Here is a 16721-nt window from a genome sequence, read left to right on the forward strand (position 1 = left end):
GGTATACTCTTCTCCTGCTGCTTTTGATCGCATTGCGGGAGAAGAGTGACCTCAAGCGAAGTCAGCACCACACCTCTCTTCTTAGCGCACAAATTCCCTATCGGCCTGCACCCTCGTCACGTATTGTCAGCAACAATGCTTGCAAAAAAGGGTGAACTTATAGGGCGGAGTACGGTCAAAAATTGCAGCAAATGTTAAGGTGCCCGGCGTGTGGAACCGCTTTTGCTTCAGCAACTGCCGTAGAATCAATCATTTCCCCGCTGTAATAATCACCTGCATGATTTTGTATTCTCATAGAGAGGGTTTGAATGACCAAAGAAATGCAAACTTTAGCCTTAGTACCCCAAGGTAGCTTGGAAGCCTATATCCGGGCAGCCAACGCCTATCCGATGCTGACGGCAGAGGAAGAGCGGGAGCTGGCTGAACGGCTGCATTATCAGGGCGATCTGGATGCCGCTAAGCAGCTCATCCTGTCTCACCTGCGCTTTGTCGCTCATATTGCCCGCAACTATTCAGGCTACGGTCTGCCGCAGGCGGACCTGATTCAGGAAGGTAATATCGGCCTGATGAAAGCCGTTCGCCGCTTCAACCCTGAAGTCGGCGTGCGTCTGGTTTCCTTTGCGGTGCATTGGATTAAGGCGGAAATCCACGAGTACGTATTGCGCAACTGGCGCATCGTGAAAGTGGCGACCACCAAAGCGCAGCGCAAGCTGTTCTTTAACCTGCGCAAAACCAAACAGCGTTTGGGCTGGTTCAACCAGGACGAAGTGGAACTGGTGGCCCGCGAGCTGGGCGTAACCAGCAAAGACGTGCGCGAGATGGAGTCTCGCATGGCGGCGCAGGACATGACTTTCGATCCGACTCCGGACGACGAGGCCCGTGATGGCCAGTCGATGGCGCCGGTGCTGTACCTGCAGGACAAGAGTTCCGACTTCGCCGAAGGCATCGAGGAAGATAACTGGGAAAGCAACGCCGCAGACAAACTGGCCTATGCGCTGGAAGGTCTGGATGAGCGCAGCCAGCATATCATCCGCGCCCGTTGGCTGGACGACGACAACAAGTCGACGTTGCAGGAGTTGGCCGATCAGTACGGCGTTTCCGCCGAGCGCGTGCGCCAACTGGAAAAGAACGCCATGAAGAAACTGAAAATGGCGATCGAAGCCTGAGTCGATGCGATATTCGAAAAAAAGCCCGGCAAGCCGGGCTTTTTCATGCCTGAAATTCGGCGTTATGGCGCCACGGCGGCGAACTCTGGCGCCGGGCAGTCGTAGCCGAATTTCGCCGCCCACGGGTAGCGGGTGCCGGTGTTGATGTAGCGCTGATAAAGCGCCCGGCCGGTCTTGGCGTCGCGTTTGATAACCCAGCTGGCGGCGTTACACAGCACGGCGGCGTAGGCTTGGCTTTTCGGCGGCAGCAGATCGGCCGCCTGTTGCGCCAACCCCACCGCCTGCCAGCGATAGTGCAGGAAACGGTTGTCCTGCGCCGGCAGCGCCGCCTTGGCGCGCGCCGCTTCTGCACTCTCTATCCAGCTTTTATTTTTCAGCTCGCGAGTATCGAACGCGTCCCCCAGATAGGAATAGCCGGCGCCATAGATGGCGTAATCCGGCGTCATCTCATAGCCGGTAAACTCCAGCCCTTGGGCGCGCAGCAGGTTGGCGGCGCGATAATAAGCCTGCGCGCGTGTCAGCGGCGCGGCGGATGTGTCCTGGGCGGCCTTCAGCTCGTCGGCGTACTGTTGCGCCGCCTGGCGGTAGTTAGGGATATCGAAGTAGGCCTGTGCCTCCGCGGTTCTCCCGGCGCGCATTAAACGCCGCGCCAGCAGTTCGCGCAGCTGTACTTCCGGCGTGATCTGCTGGCCGCCGTAGTCGTCCGGATTAACCGGCTTGAGCGGTGTCGTCGGTGCCGGAACGTGCTTATCGACAAAGCCTTTCAACTCATCGACGGTCAGCACTCGCTCCGCCACATCGGCCACGTCAGCCCAGTAGATCGCCTTGCCGCGATACAGCAGCTCCAGCGCCTGCAGATAGTCGCCGCGGTTCAGCGCCAGGATGGCCTGTTCGCCGGCCACCCGACACTCGGGCACGATGGTTTCCGCGACGAAGTCGGCGTTGCGCTGTTCGCCCCAGCTTTCGTCGGCGGGGAACGCGCTTGCCGCCTTGGCGTAGGCGGCGGTGGCGGCTTTCACGTCGCCGTCACGCAGCGCCATTTTTGCGCGCAGCCACCATGCCAGGCCGCTGTCGCCGGCGTTTTTCAGCAGGCTGGCCGCCATCGGGTACTGCCCGGAACGGTAGGCCAATGCTGCCAGCCGATCGCTGCCGGCGAAGCCGCTTTTCACCGAGCCGTCCAGCAGCGTCAGGATTTGGCTGATGATCTGCGCGGAGCGGCCGTTGCCGTCGGTATCCGCCATTTGCAGGTTGCCGCTACGGGCGAACAGCTCAATGGTCACCAGCTGTTGGATTAAGGGATCGCTGATAGCCTGTTTCAGCGTTTCTAAATGGTCGGGATTGACCAGGTAACTGGAGACGTACTGCAGCGACTGCCCACCGCTCGGATCGCCCTGCGCCGCTTGCTGTGCGTACAGGTGGGCGGCGGGGGCGACGTTACCCAGCCACAGGTGGATGCGAGCCTGCTGCCCGAGGCTGCTTAGCGCTAGCTGATCGGGGTCGGCGGCGCCGCTTTTCACCCGATCGATCACTTGCTGGAACGCCGCCAGCGCCTGTTCAAGTTCGGCTTTAGGCGGATGCTCGGCGGCGGGCGCCGCTTCACCAGATTCATTCATCGGCGTGCCGTGGTCATTCATCAACACCCGTCCAAGCGAATACTGCGCTCGCAGTCCCCAGTCGCCCTGCTCGGCGGCCGGCAGCTTCAGCACCTGCTGGAAATAGTCTGTGGCGCGCGGATCGTGGCTGGCGAAAGCCACGGCGCCCAGCTGATAAAGACGCGCGGCGTTGGACAACCCCTGCGTATTGACGGCGTCAGCCTCTTCCACGGTCTTGGCGGCGCGCATTTTGTCGATCGCCACCGTTTCCGGCGACTGCGGCATCGGTTTCATCGGCATCGGCGGCGGCGGGGGTTGCCAGCGTGGCAACTGCTTATCCGCCGGCACCAGCCGACCGGCTTCGAAGGCGAAATTACCCTCCGGCATATACAGCAGGGTGCCGTTGCGGTCGATCAGCAGCCGGTTAGGGAAATCCGGGCCGCAGGCATAGCCGTTCAGCGGCAGCGCCAGCGCGGCGCCGATCAGCATGGCCAGCGGAAGAAGGCGGCGGGTGTTCCGTGCCGCGCGCGTATCAAGGTGTGACAAGGGCGCCTCCTGGCGTCAGTTGTTGGCAGCGCAGCCAGCCCAGCGGCCGGGATTGCCCGGCGCGCAGCTGGTCGCTGCTGATGCGAATAAAGCGTTGCCGTTGTGGGGCGGATTCCAGCCGGTAGTTGCCGACCGCGTCCGCTGCCAGGCAGTCGTCGGCACGGATGATCACCTCTTGCGGCAGCGGGGCGTCCACCGGCCCGTTGTTCTGAATTATCAGATCATACAACCCGTTTTGCTGTGGTTGAGGCCTAAATTTTACCTGCCAGTCGACGTTCAGCGGCCGCCGTTCGATCACCGCTCGCAGCGTGGCGAGCGACCAGGCGCGCCGATCGTCCGCCAGCGGCAAGCGGAACCAGATAATGCCGCGTAGCCGGGGCGGCGTTTGCTGCGCCAGCGTTTGCAGAAAATCGGCGATCTGCTGCGGCGCGACCGTCAGTTCGCGGCCGTTGCCCGCCACGCGCAGCGAGGATTCGCTCTCCACCTGCGCGCCCTGCGCATCAAAACCCAGCAGCGCCATACCATAGGCCGGCAGCGCGATGCGAAACGGCTTCGGTGTAACGGTGGCGTACTGCCGCACCCAGCGCAGCGCTAAGGGGCCGTCAAACAGCCCCTGCTGCGGCGAGAGCACCGCATGCACCTGCAGGACGGAACTATCGGCCTGTTGCAGTACGCCGGGCAGGGCGGGCGAGCCTATCCAGGCCGGCAGGGCGGTAATGCCGAGTTGCAAAGCAGCGGGCAACCGTTGGCGCAGCCGTTGCAGAAAGCGTTGGTAGTCCGGCAGGCGGGCGGTGGCGGCGTCATGATCGATCTCGACGCCGGTGACGGACAACCCGGCCGCTTGCCAACGCTGAGTGAGCGCCAGCAGACGCTGGATAATGGCCGCCTGGTCCAGCTGCGGCAGCTGGCCGTCAAGGCGCGCTACCAGCCAGAGCGGGCGGCCGTCCTGTCTCAGCAGGCTGAGATCGGCCGGGATTTCCCGCCAGCCTTCGCGCGGATGCACCTGCAGCGCCAGCACCCGCAGCTCGTCGAACAGATCGCGGCTGTGCGCCAGCGCATCAGCGTGCTGCGGTGTCCAAACCCGCTGCCAGACATAAACCTGCTGATCCCAGCCTGAGGTCAGGCGCAGCGCCTGCTGGTGCCCGAGGAACGCGGCCGCCAGCCCCAGCGCAATCAAGGCCAGCGCCGCCAGCCGGCGTTTCATTTCTGCCAGAGATCGCCCTGCGGTGCGAAGCCGCAGGCACGCATGAAGTTATCGACTTCCCCACGTTCGCGCGGCGCCAGGCCGGCGGTCGACAGCTGCCAGCGGGCGACCTGCGGCAGCTGACGCTGCGCATCCTGCACCAGATAGAGGCCGACGCCGCGGCGGCGCGTCACTTCGCGCACCAGCAGGTCCTGCAGTTCGGCACGGTCGTCCTGCAGCGCAATTTTCACTGCGCCCAGTAGGCGCTCGTTGAAACGGGCGGCGAACAGCGCCTTACCGTCGCTCAGCCAGCTCTGCCACTGCTCAGGCTGCTGGTGCGGCCAAATTTTGCCTAGGTCGATAAGGTCTTGCGGGGACAGCGCAGTCAGGCGCTCAATGGTCAGTTTCATGCAGAATTTCCGCGCAGCTAAATGATGCCGACAGTGTAATAGATCTTGTGCAGAGCGTTGTGTAAGTTTTTCTGTACGATTACTGTGCAATATGTTTTTTGCACGGGGCATTTTCCGAGTAAATAGTTAGTAAACGGATTGTTAACCAGCACAACGCGCTACGCCTCAAGGTAAACAGCGCAGATTTAATTCGAATTTTATCCTGTTTACACCGCTTGTTTCTGCCTGATGAAGTTGATTTGCAGAAGAAAATTCCTGTTTAATGGCATGAAAAATAAAGTCTTATTAGAAAATAATGCCTGAAAAACGCCTAAATCATTATTACTTATAACAAAAGCGGTCAATAACGAGCGGGCGCAGGCAAACACAACAGGTACGTTCACAACGACAGATGGGGATTTGCGGATGAAATTAACAACAGGTAAGGCACTGCTGGCGGGTTGTATTGCGATGGCCATGAGCCAGGCGGCCATGGCGAAAGACATCAAGGTGGCGATCGTCGGGGCGATGTCCGGCCCGGTCGCGCAGTATGGCGACATGGAGTTTACCGGCGCGCGCCAGGCGATTGCCGACATCAACGCCAAGGGCGGCATCAAGGGCGACAAGCTGGTCGGCGTGGAATACGACGACGCCTGCGATCCGAAACAGGCGGTAGCGGTCGCCAACAAGGTGATCAACGACGGCATTCGCTACGTGATCGGCCACCTGTGCTCCTCTTCCACCCAGCCGGCGTCCGATATCTATGAAGACGAAGGCGTGATCATGATTACCCCGGCGGCCACCAACGCCGATCTGACTACCCGCGGCTACAAGATGATCCTGCGTACCACCGGTCTGGACTCGGATCAGGGGCCGACCGCCGCCAAATACATCCTCAGCGACATCAAGCCGAAGCGTATCGCCGTGGTGCACGACAAGCAGCAATACGGCGAAGGCCTGGCGCGCTCGGTGCGCGACAGCCTGAAAAAACAGGGCGCCGAGGTGGCGATGTTCGAAGGCATCACCGCCGGCGACAAAGACTTCTCTACCCTGGTGGCGCGCCTGAAAAAAGAGAATATCGACTTCGTGTACTTTGGCGGCTACTACCCGGAAATGGGCCAGATCCTGCGTCAGGCCAAACAGGCCGGGTTGACCACCCGCTTCATGGGGCCGGAAGGCGTGGGTAACTCTTCGCTGTCCAACATCGCCGGGGCTGCTTCGGAAGGCATGTTGGTGACGCTGCCGAAACGCTACGATCAGGTGCCTGCCAACCAGCCGATCGTCGATGCATTGAAAGCCAAGAAGCTGGATCCGACCGGCCCGTTCGTCTGGACCACCTATGCCGCGCTGCAGTCGCTGACCACCGGCATGGAGCGCAGCGGCAGCCAGGAACCGGCGGACATCGTCAAGGATCTGAAAACCGGCAAGCCGGTAGACACCGTGATGGGGCCGCTGAGTTGGGATGACAAGGGCGACCTGAAGGGCTTCGAGTTCGGCGTGTTCGAGTGGCATGCCAACGGCACATCCACACCGATCAAATAAGCCATAATGATTAGGGTGGGGCGCAGCCCGCTGCGCCCGGCGGGTCGGCTTGCCGGCCCCGTCTCCCTTTACCCGCCGGTTCCTCCGCCGGCGGGTTTCGCAGCCAAGGGTTCAGAGTATGTCAGAGCAGCTCCTCTATTTTCTGCAGCAGATGTTCAACGGCTTAACGTTGGGCAGCACCTATGCATTGATCGCCATCGGTTACACCATGGTTTACGGCATCATCGGCATGATCAACTTCGCCCACGGCGAGGTGTACATGATCGGCAGCTATGTCTCCTTTATCGTCATCGCCGCCCTGATGATGCTCGGCATCGACGTCGGCTGGCTGCTGATCGGTGCCGCGTTTCTGGTCTCGATCGTCATCGCCAGCGCCTACGGCTGGAGCATCGAGCGGGTGGCCTACAAGCCGGTGCGCAACTCCAAGCGCCTGATTGCGCTGATCTCGGCCATCGGCATGTCGATATTCCTGCAAAACTACGTCAGCCTGACGCAGGGCTCACGCGATCTGGCGCTGCCCAGTCTGGTGACCGGCCAGTGGGTATTGGGGGAAAGCAACGGCTTCGCCGCCACCATCAGCACCATGCAGCTGACCATCTGGCTCGTGACCTTCCTGGCGATGCTGGCGCTGACGCTGTTTATTCGCTATTCGCGCATGGGCCGCGCCTGCCGCGCCTGTGCAGAAGACCTGAAGATGGCCAGCCTGCTGGGCATCAACACTGACCGGGTGATCTCGCTGACCTTCGTCATCGGTGCGGTAATGGCGGCGGTGGCAGGGGTATTGCTCGGCCAGTTTTATGGCGTCATCAACCCTTACATCGGCTTTATGGCCGGTATGAAAGCCTTCACCGCTGCTGTTCTGGGCGGCATCGGCAGCATTCCCGGCGCGATGATCGGCGGTCTGGTGCTGGGCGTGGCGGAAGCGCTGACCTCCGCCTACCTCAGCACCGAATACAAAGACGTGGTGTCGTTTGCGTTGCTGATCGTGGTGCTGCTGATCATGCCGACCGGCATCCTTGGGCGTCCGGAGGTTGAGAAAGTATGAAACTCAATCTGCTTAATGCGCTGATCGCCACGGCGGTGCTGTTCGTGATGGCGTCATTCCTGATGGGCATGCAGCTCAGCCTGGACGGCACCAAGCTGGTGGTGCACGGCGCGGCGGAAGTGCGCTGGATGTGGATCGGCATCGGCTGCGTCATCGTCTTTTTCTTCCAGCTGTTGCGCCCGCTGATGCAGCAGGGGCTGAAAAAAGTCTCCGGCCCGGCGTTCGTGCTGCCAAGCTTCGACGGCACCACGCCGCGGCAAAAGCTGCTGGCGGCTCTGCTCATCGTCGCGGCGGTCGCCTGGCCGTTCCTGGTGTCGCGCGGCACGGTGGATATCGCCACCTTGACGCTGATCTATGTGATGTTGGGCCTCGGCCTCAACGTGGTGGTGGGCTTGTCCGGTCTGCTGGTGCTCGGTTACGGCGGTTTCTACGCCATCGGCGCCTACACCTACGCGCTGTTGAATCACTATTACGGCTTCGGCTTCTGGGAGAGCCTGCCGCTGGCGGGCATCGTCACCGCCGCCTTCGGCTTCCTGCTCGGTTTCCCGGTGCTACGGCTGCGCGGCGACTATCTGGCGATCGTGACGCTCGGCTTCGGTGAGATCGTGCGCATCCTGCTGCTGAACAATACCGAGATCACCGGCGGGCCGAACGGCATCAGCCAGATCCCGAAACCGACCTTCTTCGGCCTGGAGTTCAACCGCAGCGTGCGCGACGGCGGTTGGGATACCTTCCATAACTTCTTCGGCCTGAAATACGATCCGAGCGATCGCATCGTGTTCCTGTACCTGGTGGCGCTGCTACTGGTGGTGCTGACGCTGTTCGTCATCAACCGTCTGCTGCGCATGCCGCTGGGGCGCGCCTGGGAAGCGCTGCGTGAAGACGAGATCGCCTGCCGCTCGCTGGGCCTCAGCCCGACGCGCATCAAGCTGACCGCTTTTACCATCAGCGCCGCTTTCGCCGGATTTGCCGGCACGCTGTTCGCCGCGCGCCAGGGGTTTGTCAGCCCGGAATCCTTCACCTTCGTCGAATCGGCCTTCGTACTGGCGATCGTCGTACTGGGGGGCATGGGCTCGCAGTTCGCGGTCATTCTGGCGGCGATCCTGCTGGTGGTGTCGCGCGAGCTGATGCGCGATCTGAATGAATACAGCATGTTGCTGCTGGGTGCGCTGATGGTGCTGATGATGATTTGGCGGCCGCAGGGGCTGTTGCCGATGAAGCGGCCGCAGTTGAAGCTGCAGGCGGCGGATATTCACGCGGGCAAGGGGGAACAGGCATGAACGTTCAACCTTTACTGCAGGTGGAGGGCCTGTCGATGCGTTTCGGCGGGCTGCTGGCGGTCAACAACGTGGCATTGACGCTGAACGAAGGTGAAATCGTGTCGTTGATCGGCCCCAATGGCGCCGGTAAGACCACGGTGTTCAACTGTCTGACCGGTTTTTACCGCCCGACCGGCGGCACCATCAAATTGCGCGATCGTCATCTGGAAGGGTTGGCGGGGCAGGCCATCGCCCGTATGGGCGTGGTACGCACCTTCCAGCACGTGCGGCTGTTCCGTGAAATGACGGTGATCGAGAACTTGCTGGTGGCGCAGCATCAGCACCTGAAAAGCGGCGTGTTCGCCGGGCTGTTGAAAACCCCGGCCTTCCGCCGCGCCGAAGCCGAGGCGCTGGCGCGCGCGGCGGAGTGGCTGGAGCGCGTCGGCCTGCTGGAGATGGCCAACCGTTCGGCGGGCAACCTGGCCTATGGGCAGCAGCGGCGGCTGGAGATCGCCCGCTGCATGGTGACCCGGCCTGAGCTGCTGATGTTGGATGAACCGGCCGCCGGCCTCAACCCGAAAGAGACCGACGAGCTGGATCACCTGATCGTCGAGCTGCGCGATCGGCATAAGGTCTCGGTACTGCTGATCGAGCACGACATGAAACTGGTGATGGGCATTTCCGACCGCATTTACGTGGTGAATCAGGGTACGCCGCTGGCGCAGGGCACACCGGCGGAGATCCGCAACAACCCGGACGTGATCCGGGCTTATTTGGGCGAAGAATAATATGTTGTCATTTAATCAGGTATCCGCCCATTACGGCAAAATTCAGGCGCTGCATCAGGTCAGTCTTACGATTAGTCAGGGCGAAATCGTGACGTTAATCGGCGCCAACGGCGCCGGTAAAACCACGCTGCTCGGCACCCTGTGCGGCGAACCGCGCGCCAGCGAAGGCAGCATCGTCTTCCAGGGGCAGGACATCACCCAGTGGCAAACCTCGCGCATCATGCGCGAAGCGGTGGCGATCGTTCCTGAAGGGCGGCGCGTCTTCTCGCGTATGACGGTGGAAGAAAACCTGGCGATGGGCGGCTTCTTCGCCGATCGTCACCAATATCAGCAGCGCATCGAACGGGTGTTCGCTCTGTTTCCGCGCCTGCTGGAGCGCCGAAGCCAGCGCGCCGGCACCATGTCCGGCGGCGAGCAGCAGATGTTGGCCATCGGCCGCGCGCTGATGAGCCAGCCGAAGCTGCTGCTGCTCGACGAGCCCTCGCTCGGGCTGGCGCCCATCATCATCCAGCAGATTTTCGACATCATTCAGCAGCTGCGGGAAGAGGGGATGACCATCTTCCTGGTGGAGCAAAACGCCAATCAGGCGCTGAAATTGGCGGACCGCGGTTATGTGCTGGAAAACGGCCGCGTGGTGTTGGAAGATACGGGGGCTGCACTGTTAGCCAACGAAGCAGTGAGGTCGGCGTATCTGGGCGGTTAATCCGCCCCCCTACGAATTAAAATAATCAGGTACGAGAAGAAGAGATGAAGACAGAAGGGTTACTCGCGCAGCGCATCGTTAACGTAAAAAGTTCGGCCATCCGTGAATTGCTTAAACACAGCAAGATGGAACACGTCATTTCGCTGGCGGGCGGCATCCCCTCTGATGCGCTGTTTGATTTCGAAGGGCTGAGCATCGCCACGCAGCAGGCGATCACCGAACAGCCGAAAAGCGCGTTCCAATACGGTCTGACCGAAGGCAGCCCGCTGCTGCGTGAGCGCATTTGCGCGCTGTGCGCCGAGCGCGGCGTCACCGCGCGCGCAGAAGAGGTGATGGTCACCGCCGGCTCGCAGCAGGCATTGGATTTGGTGATGCGCGCCATCGTCAACCCCGGCGACGTGTTCGTGGTGGAGCGCCCGACCTACCTGGCGGCGCTGCAAACGTTGGAGCTGGCGGAAGCCAACATCATGTCGGTCTCGTCCGACAGCGACGGCATGGTGGTGGAAGAGCTGGCCGAGCTGCTGAAAACCCAGCGCATCAAGGGTGTGTACGTGGTGCCGAACTTCGGTAACCCCAGCGGCATCACCCTGAGCGCCGCGCGCCGCGAACTGCTGGTGAAGCTGGCCGCCGAGCATAACTTCCTGATCATCGAAGACGATCCGTACGGCGAGCTGCGTTTCACCGAAGAGCGCCACCCGACGCTGCATCAGGTGTCACAGCGGGTGCTGGGCAACACCGACCACATTATCTATACCTCGACCTTCTCCAAGATCCTGGCGCCGGGCCTGCGGTTGGGCTGGGCGATCCTGCCGCCGTTCCTGCTGCATAAAGTGGCGATCATCAAGCAGGCGGCGGATCTGCACGCCAGCGCGCTGTCGCAGAGCATCGTCGAATGCTACCTCGGCCTGGGCCGCCTGCCGGCGCAGATCGACAAGATCCGCGCCGCCTACAAACAGAAGGGCGAGATCCTGGCCGGTTTGGTGGAGCAGGAGCTGGGCGACTACATCACCTTCGATAAACCGAAGGGCGGCATGTTCCTGTGGGCGCGTTTCCGCCAGCCGTTCAACGCCACCGAATGGCTGAACACCACGCTGCAGCAGGGCGTGGTGTTCGTGCCGGGGGAATACTTCTTCTCCGACAACCCGGATCGTTCGACCTTCCGCCTGTCGTTCGCCACCGCCACCGAACAGCAGATGCAGGAAGCGGTGGCGCGTCTGCGCCGTTCGCTGTAATCCTCGCGGCGGCGGAGCCCATGCCCGCCGCCGACATCAAACCGCCATCTTCACTTCACCTTGCCGTCATGTGGCTGTCATGTAACGGTTATTTTTCTGTCATCCGCGCATGGCATGTTATCCCCCGTCATCTTTCGAGCCGCAGCGTTGTTGGCTGCCCGGCTGCCCCCCTGTCACTTAGTTAGCTAAGCTCCAGGGTGCCAGCAGGTTGCCGCCTTGCTGCAACTCGAAAGCTATAGGGGGCACTCCCTCATCAAGAATTGATTCTTTTCGCTCACGCGCTTTTACACCAGCTTTTTTCAGGAGTTAGGCATGCTCACCTACGCTATTCGCAAAACCACGCTGTGCGTCGCGTTGACCCTGGCGGTCAGCACTCAGGCGCTGGCGGCGACCGAGATCCCGTTCTGGCATTCGATGGAAGGCGAACTGGGTAAGGAAGTGGATTCCCTGGCGGATCGCTTCAACCAGTCGCATAGCGACGTCAAGATTGTGCCGGTTTATAAAGGCAACTACGAACAGAGCCTGGCGGCGGGCATCGCCGCTTACCGCTCCGGCAAGGCGCCGGCGATCCTGCAGGTTTACGAGGTGGGCACTGCCACCATGATGGCCAGCAAGGCCATCAAACCGGTCTACGAAGTGTTTAAAGAGGCCGGCATCAACTTCGACGAGTCGGTGTTCGTGCCGACGGTAGCCGGCTATTACACCGACAACAAGAGCGGCCATCTGCTGTCTCAGCCATTCAACAGCTCCACGCCGGTGCTGTACTACAACAAAGACGCCTTCAAGAAGGCCGGCCTGAACCCGGACCAGCCGCCGAAAACCTGGCAGGAGCTGGCGGCGGATACCGCCAAGCTGCGTGAGGCCGGCATGAAGTGCGGCTACGCCAGCGGCTGGCAGGGCTGGATCCAGCTGGAGAACTTCAGCGCCTGGCACGGCGTGCCGTTCGCCAGCGAAAACAACGGGTTCGGCGGCACCAACGCCAAGCTGGAGTTCAACAAGCCGCTGCAGGTCAAGCACATCGAGCTGCTGGAGGCGATGAACAAGAAGGGCGACTTCACCTATTTCGGCCGCAAAGACGAATCCACCGAGAAGTTTTATAACGGCGACTGCGCCATCACCACCGCTTCTTCCGGTTCGCTGGCGGACATCAAGCACTACGCCAAATTCAACTACGGCGTCGGCATGATGCCATACGACGCCGACGCGAAAAACGCGCCGCAGAACGCCATCATCGGTGGGGCCAGCCTGTGGGTGATGAACGGCAAAGACGCCGCCACCTACAAGGGCGTGGCCGAGTTCCTGCAGTACCTGGCGCAGCCGGAAATCGCCGCCGAATGGCACCAGAAGACCGGCTATCTGCCGATCACCACCGCGGCTTACGATCTGACCAAGCAGCAGGGCTTCTACGACAAGAACCCGGGTGCCGACGTCGCCACTCGCCAGATGCTGAACAAGCCGCCGTTGCCGTTCACCAAGGGCCTGCGTCTGGGCAACATGCCGCAGATCCGCAGCGTGGTGGATGAGGAGCTGGAAGGCGTGTGGACCGGTAAGAAAACGCCTCAGCAGGCGTTGGACGCCGCCGTGCAGCGCGGTGACGCATTGCTGCGTCGTTTCGAAGCATCAACCAAGTAACCCTGCGTCGCGGGCCCGTCCGATCGGGCTCGCGTCTTCACGCCGATCCTTCCGTACCCGATTAATGGTTTAACTGCTATGTCATCTTCCCGTCCCGGTTTCGGCTGCAGCTGGTTGCCCTATGCGTTGGTGCTGCCGCAACTGCTGATTACCGCCGTCTTCTTTTTATGGCCCGCCGGCGAGGCGCTGTGGTATTCGGTGCAGAGCCTCGATCCGTTCGGCCTGTCCAGCCAGTTTGTCGGGCTGGATAACTTTAAGCAGCTGTTCCAGGATCCTTACTACCTCGACTCGTTCTACACCACGCTGATCTTCAGCTTCCTGGTGGCAGGCATCGGGCTGACGGTGTCGCTGTTCTTTGCCGCGCTGGTGGACTATGTGCTGCGCGGCAGCCGCCTCTATCGCACGCTGATGATCCTGCCCTATGCGGTGGCGCCGGCGGTGGCGGCGGTGCTGTGGATCTTTCTGTTCAACCCCGGCCTGGGGTTGATCACCCATTTCCTCAACGGGCTGGGCTATAACTGGAACCATGCGCAAAACAGCGGCCAGGCGATGTTTCTGGTGGTGCTGGCCTCGGTATGGCAGCAGATAAGCTATAACTTCCTGTTTTTCCTCGCGGCGCTGCAGTCGATCCCGCGCTCGCTGGTGGAGGCGGCGGCCATCGACGGCGCCGGCCCGGTGCGGCGTTTCTTCCATCTGGTGCTGCCGCTGATCGCGCCGGTGAGCTTCTTCCTGCTGGTGGTCAATCTGGTGTACGCCTTCTTCGATACCTTCCCGGTGATCGACGCCGCCACCGGCGGCGGGCCGGTGCAGTCCACCACCACGTTGATCTACAAGATCTACCGCGAGGGCTTCGCCGGATTGGATCTCTCCAGCTCTGCCGCGCAGTCGGTGATCCTGATGCTGCTGGTGATCGGCCTGACGGTGATCCAGTTCCGCTTTGTTGAACGTAAGGTGCGCTATCAATGATTGAGAATCGACGCGGGCTGGATATCTTCAGCCATGTGATGCTGATTATCGGCGTGCTGGTGGTGCTGTTCCCGCTGTACGTGGCCTTTGTCGCCGCCACGCTGGACGACAAACAGGTGTTTCAGGTGCCGATGACGCTGGTGCCCGGCGGCCACCTGTGGGAGAACATCCGCAATATCTGGCAGGGCGGCGTGGGCAACCTCAAGGTGCCGTTCTCGCTGCTGCTGCTGAACAGCGTGATCATGGCGCTGGCGATCACCTTCGGCAAGATCGCGGTGTCGGTGCTGTCGGCTTACGCCATCGTGTACTTCCGCTTTCCGCTGCGCAGCCTGTTCTTCTGGCTGATTTTCCTCACCCTGATGCTGCCGGTGGAGGTGCGTATTTTCCCGACGGTGGAGGTGATCTCCAACCTCAACCTGCTGGACAGCTACACCGGCCTGACGCTGCCGCTGATGGCCTCGGCCACCGCGACCTTCCTGCTGCGCCAGTTCTTCATGACGCTGCCGGATGAGCTGCTGGAGGCGGCGCGCATCGACGGCGCCGGGCCGATGCGTTTCTTCTGGGACATCGTGCTGCCGCTGTCGAAAACCAATCTGGCGGCGCTGTTCGTCATCACCTTTATCTACGGCTGGAACCAATACCTGTGGCCGATCCTGATCACCAGCGACGTCTCGATGGGCACCGCGGTGGCGGGCATCAAGAGCATGATCTCCACTTCCGGCGCGCCGACCCAGTGGAACCAGGTGATGGCGGCGATGATTCTGACTTTATTGCCACCGCTGGCGGTGGTGCTTCTGATGCAGCGCTGGTTTGTGCGCGGTCTGGTTGATAGCGAGAAATAACGACGATGGCAGGATTAAAACTACAGGCGGTCACCAAGTCTTACGACGGTAAAACGCCGGTGATCAAACAGATCGACCTCGATGTGGCGGACGGCGAATTCATCGTGATGGTCGGCCCGTCCGGCTGCGGCAAATCCACGCTGCTGCGGATGGTGGCCGGACTGGAACGCACCACCAGCGGCGATATCTATATCGATACCCGGCGCGTGACCGATCTGGAGCCCAAGGATCGCGGCATCGCGATGGTGTTCCAGAACTACGCGCTCTATCCGCACATGAGCGTGTACGACAACATGGCCTACGGCCTCAAGATCCGCGGTTTCGGCAAGGATCATATCCGCCAGCGGGTGGAGGAGGCGGCGCGCATCCTGGAGCTGGAGCCGCTGCTCAAACGCAAACCGCGCGAGCTTTCCGGCGGCCAGCGCCAGCGCGTGGCGATGGGGCGCGCCATCGTGCGCGAACCGGCGGTATTCCTGTTCGATGAGCCGCTGTCCAATCTGGACGCCAAGCTGCGGGTGCAGATGCGCCTGGAGCTGCAACAGCTGCATCGTCGTCTGAAAACCACCAGCCTGTACGTGACCCACGATCAGGTGGAGGCGATGACGCTGGCGCAGCGGGTCATCGTAATGAACAAGGGCGTGGCGGAGCAGATCGGTACCCCGAGCGAAGTGTATCAGCGGCCGGCTTCGCTGTTTGTCGCTAGCTTTATCGGATCGCCGGCGATGAACCTCTTGCCCGGCACCCTCAGTGCCGACGGCGGCCAGCTGCTGCTGGCGGACGGTATGGTGCTGCCGTTGCCGGCAGCCAAACCGCAGTGGGCAGGGCGGCAGTTGACGTTGGGCATTCGGCCGGAGCATATTCAACTGGTAGCGCAAGGCCAGGGCGTGCCGCTGCAGTTGCAGACGCTGGAACTGCTGGGGGCCGACAATTTGGCGCACGGCCAGTGGGGCGGCCACGGGGTGATCGCGCGACTGTCGCATGAAACCTTGCCGGCGGCGGGCAGTACGCTATATTTGCAGCTGCCTGCTCAGGCGCTGCACTTCTTTGATACCCACAGCGGATTACGGATGGATTGATGACTAGACCCTGGCCTTACCCTCATATCGTCGCCCACCGCGGCGGCGGTTCTCTGGCGCCGGAAAACACCCTGGCGGCGATCGACGTCGGCGCGCGCCACGGCCACAAGATGATCGAGTTCGACGCCAAGCTGGCGCAAGACGGGCAAATTTTCCTGCTGCACGACGATACGCTGGATCGCACCAGCAACGGCTGGGGCGTGGCGGGCGAACTGCCGTGGGACAAACTGGTGCAGCTGGACGCCGGCAACTGGTACAGCTCGGCCTTCAAGGGCGAGCGGTTGCCGCTGTTGTCGGAGGTGGCGGAACGCTGCCGGGAACACGGCCTGATGGCCAATATCGAGATCAAGCCGACCACCGGCAGCGACGATGAAACCGGCCGGGTGGTGGCGCTGGCGGCGCGGCTGCTGTGGCAAGGGCAGACCGACCCGCTGCTTTCCTCCTTCTCGGTAGAAGCGCTGGCGGCGGCGCAGCGCACCGTACCGGATTTGCCGCGTGGCCTGCTGCTCGAGGACTGGGACGACAACTGGCGCGAGCTGACCGAACGCCTGGACTGCGTCTCGCTGCATATCGACCACAAAGCGCTGACCGCCGAGCGGGTGAAAGCGTTGAAAGACGCCGGGCTGCGCATTTTGGTGTATACCGTCAACCAGCCGGATCGCGCGCGCCTGCTGCTCGACTGGGGCGTTGACTGCATTTGCACCGACCGGATAGATTTGATCGGCTCGGAGTTTTAATCCGGCACCGATGAATCCCGCGA

The 16721-nt window shown here is 61.6% G+C and carries 15 protein-coding genes; 12 read left to right on the plus strand and 3 right to left on the minus strand.

All coding sequences use genetic code 11. The features are described 5' to 3' along the window. Positions 1–308 precede the first annotated feature (308 nt). Entirely contained in the window at positions 309–1166 is an 858-nt protein-coding gene (rpoH, locus tag EGY12_RS08305) for an RNA polymerase sigma factor RpoH (RefSeq protein ID WP_004934345.1), read from the plus strand. 62 nt (positions 1167–1228) lie between these two features. Here the strand turns inward: rpoH and EGY12_RS08310 are convergent, their stop codons facing one another. From EGY12_RS08310 to panM, 3 genes are read right to left on the minus strand one after another with little or no spacing between them, the layout of a single operon-like run. Then, a complete protein-coding gene (locus EGY12_RS08310; RefSeq protein WP_123895574.1) occupies positions 1229–3247 on the minus strand; it encodes a hypothetical protein in 2019 nt (672 codons plus the stop codon). A gap of 43 nt (positions 3248–3290) precedes the next feature. Beyond that, on the minus strand, positions 3291–4508 hold the full coding sequence (locus EGY12_RS08315; protein ID WP_123893114.1) for a DUF3142 domain-containing protein: 1218 nt from the start codon (positions 4506–4508) through the stop codon (positions 3291–3293). Then, positions 4505–4897 (minus strand): aspartate 1-decarboxylase autocleavage activator PanM, encoded by a 393-nt coding sequence (gene panM, locus EGY12_RS08320; RefSeq protein WP_123893115.1) that lies wholly within the window; start codon positions 4895–4897, stop codon positions 4505–4507. The genes EGY12_RS08315 and panM overlap by 4 nt, the downstream gene beginning before the upstream one ends. Positions 4898–5302: 405 nt before the next feature. Here panM and EGY12_RS08325 point away from each other — a divergent pair, with 405 nt between their 5' ends. The 11 genes from EGY12_RS08325 (at position 5303) to ugpQ (ending at position 16698) form a co-directional block, all read left to right on the plus strand. Further along, positions 5303–6418, plus strand: coding sequence for a branched-chain amino acid ABC transporter substrate-binding protein (locus EGY12_RS08325; RefSeq protein ID WP_123893116.1), 1116 nt, complete (start codon positions 5303–5305; stop codon positions 6416–6418). A 118-nt stretch (positions 6419–6536) separates the two neighbouring features. After that, complete coding sequence (gene livH, locus EGY12_RS08330; protein WP_015376290.1) at positions 6537–7463, plus strand: high-affinity branched-chain amino acid ABC transporter permease LivH; 927 nt, start codon at positions 6537–6539, stop codon at positions 7461–7463. Then, positions 7460–8743 (plus strand): high-affinity branched-chain amino acid ABC transporter permease LivM, encoded by a 1284-nt coding sequence (locus EGY12_RS08335; protein ID WP_123893117.1) that lies wholly within the window; start codon positions 7460–7462, stop codon positions 8741–8743. The genes livH and EGY12_RS08335 overlap by 4 nt, the downstream gene beginning before the upstream one ends. Continuing rightward, positions 8740–9510 (plus strand): high-affinity branched-chain amino acid ABC transporter ATP-binding protein LivG, encoded by a 771-nt coding sequence (livG, locus tag EGY12_RS08340; protein WP_123893118.1) that lies wholly within the window; start codon positions 8740–8742, stop codon positions 9508–9510. Before EGY12_RS08335 ends, livG begins: the two co-directional genes overlap by 4 nt. Before the next feature lies 1 nt (position 9511). Further along, positions 9512–10213, plus strand: a complete 702-nt coding sequence (livF, locus tag EGY12_RS08345) for a high-affinity branched-chain amino acid ABC transporter ATP-binding protein LivF (protein ID WP_123893119.1) — start codon at positions 9512–9514, stop codon at positions 10211–10213. A 44-nt stretch (positions 10214–10257) separates the two neighbouring features. Continuing rightward, positions 10258–11445: a PLP-dependent aminotransferase family protein gene (locus EGY12_RS08350; protein ID WP_123893120.1), complete on the plus strand. Its 1188-nt coding sequence runs from the start codon at positions 10258–10260 to the stop codon at positions 11443–11445. 312 nt (positions 11446–11757) lie between these two features. After that, entirely contained in the window at positions 11758–13077 is a 1320-nt protein-coding gene (gene ugpB, locus EGY12_RS08355; RefSeq protein WP_123893121.1) for a sn-glycerol-3-phosphate ABC transporter substrate-binding protein UgpB, read from the plus strand. A 78-nt stretch (positions 13078–13155) separates the two neighbouring features. Then, complete coding sequence (gene ugpA, locus EGY12_RS08360) at positions 13156–14043, plus strand: sn-glycerol-3-phosphate ABC transporter permease UgpA (RefSeq protein WP_060441196.1); 888 nt, start codon at positions 13156–13158, stop codon at positions 14041–14043. Continuing rightward, entirely contained in the window at positions 14040–14885 is an 846-nt protein-coding gene (gene ugpE / locus EGY12_RS08365) for a sn-glycerol-3-phosphate ABC transporter permease UgpE (protein WP_123893122.1), read from the plus strand. Before ugpA ends, ugpE begins: the two co-directional genes overlap by 4 nt. 5 nt (positions 14886–14890) lie before the next feature. After that, a complete protein-coding gene (locus EGY12_RS08370; RefSeq protein WP_123893123.1) occupies positions 14891–15961 on the plus strand; it encodes a sn-glycerol-3-phosphate import ATP-binding protein UgpC in 1071 nt (356 codons plus the stop codon). Continuing rightward, a complete protein-coding gene (ugpQ, locus tag EGY12_RS08375) occupies positions 15961–16698 on the plus strand; it encodes a glycerophosphodiester phosphodiesterase (protein WP_004934408.1) in 738 nt (245 codons plus the stop codon). The genes EGY12_RS08370 and ugpQ overlap by 1 nt, the downstream gene beginning before the upstream one ends. The last annotated feature ends 23 nt before the right edge of the window (positions 16699–16721 follow it).

The sequence above is a fragment of the Serratia sp. FDAARGOS_506 genome (assembly GCF_003812745.1).
Lineage (GTDB): Bacteria > Pseudomonadota > Gammaproteobacteria > Enterobacterales > Enterobacteriaceae > Serratia.

What these genes read in the sequence shown, in the direction of transcription:
- rpoH (WP_004934345.1), top strand. Translation starts at nt 309, where the DNA reads ATGACCAAAGAAATGCAAACTTTAGCCTTAGTACCCCAAGGTAGCTTG.
- EGY12_RS08310 (WP_123895574.1), bottom strand. Translation starts at nt 3,247, where the DNA reads ATGCTGATCGGCGCCGCGCTGGCGCTGCCGCTGAACGGCTATGCCTGC.
- EGY12_RS08315 (WP_123893114.1), bottom strand. Translation starts at nt 4,508, where the DNA reads ATGAAACGCCGGCTGGCGGCGCTGGCCTTGATTGCGCTGGGGCTGGCG.
- panM (WP_123893115.1), bottom strand. Translation starts at nt 4,897, where the DNA reads ATGAAACTGACCATTGAGCGCCTGACTGCGCTGTCCCCGCAAGACCTT.
- EGY12_RS08325 (WP_123893116.1), top strand. Translation starts at nt 5,303, where the DNA reads ATGAAATTAACAACAGGTAAGGCACTGCTGGCGGGTTGTATTGCGATG.
- livH (WP_015376290.1), top strand. Translation starts at nt 6,537, where the DNA reads ATGTCAGAGCAGCTCCTCTATTTTCTGCAGCAGATGTTCAACGGCTTA.
- EGY12_RS08335 (WP_123893117.1), top strand. Translation starts at nt 7,460, where the DNA reads ATGAAACTCAATCTGCTTAATGCGCTGATCGCCACGGCGGTGCTGTTC.
- livG (WP_123893118.1), top strand. Translation starts at nt 8,740, where the DNA reads ATGAACGTTCAACCTTTACTGCAGGTGGAGGGCCTGTCGATGCGTTTC.
- livF (WP_123893119.1), top strand. Translation starts at nt 9,512, where the DNA reads ATGTTGTCATTTAATCAGGTATCCGCCCATTACGGCAAAATTCAGGCG.
- EGY12_RS08350 (WP_123893120.1), top strand. Translation starts at nt 10,258, where the DNA reads ATGAAGACAGAAGGGTTACTCGCGCAGCGCATCGTTAACGTAAAAAGT.
- ugpB (WP_123893121.1), top strand. Translation starts at nt 11,758, where the DNA reads ATGCTCACCTACGCTATTCGCAAAACCACGCTGTGCGTCGCGTTGACC.
- ugpA (WP_060441196.1), top strand. Translation starts at nt 13,156, where the DNA reads ATGTCATCTTCCCGTCCCGGTTTCGGCTGCAGCTGGTTGCCCTATGCG.
- ugpE (WP_123893122.1), top strand. Translation starts at nt 14,040, where the DNA reads ATGATTGAGAATCGACGCGGGCTGGATATCTTCAGCCATGTGATGCTG.
- EGY12_RS08370 (WP_123893123.1), top strand. Translation starts at nt 14,891, where the DNA reads ATGGCAGGATTAAAACTACAGGCGGTCACCAAGTCTTACGACGGTAAA.
- ugpQ (WP_004934408.1), top strand. Translation starts at nt 15,961, where the DNA reads ATGACTAGACCCTGGCCTTACCCTCATATCGTCGCCCACCGCGGCGGC.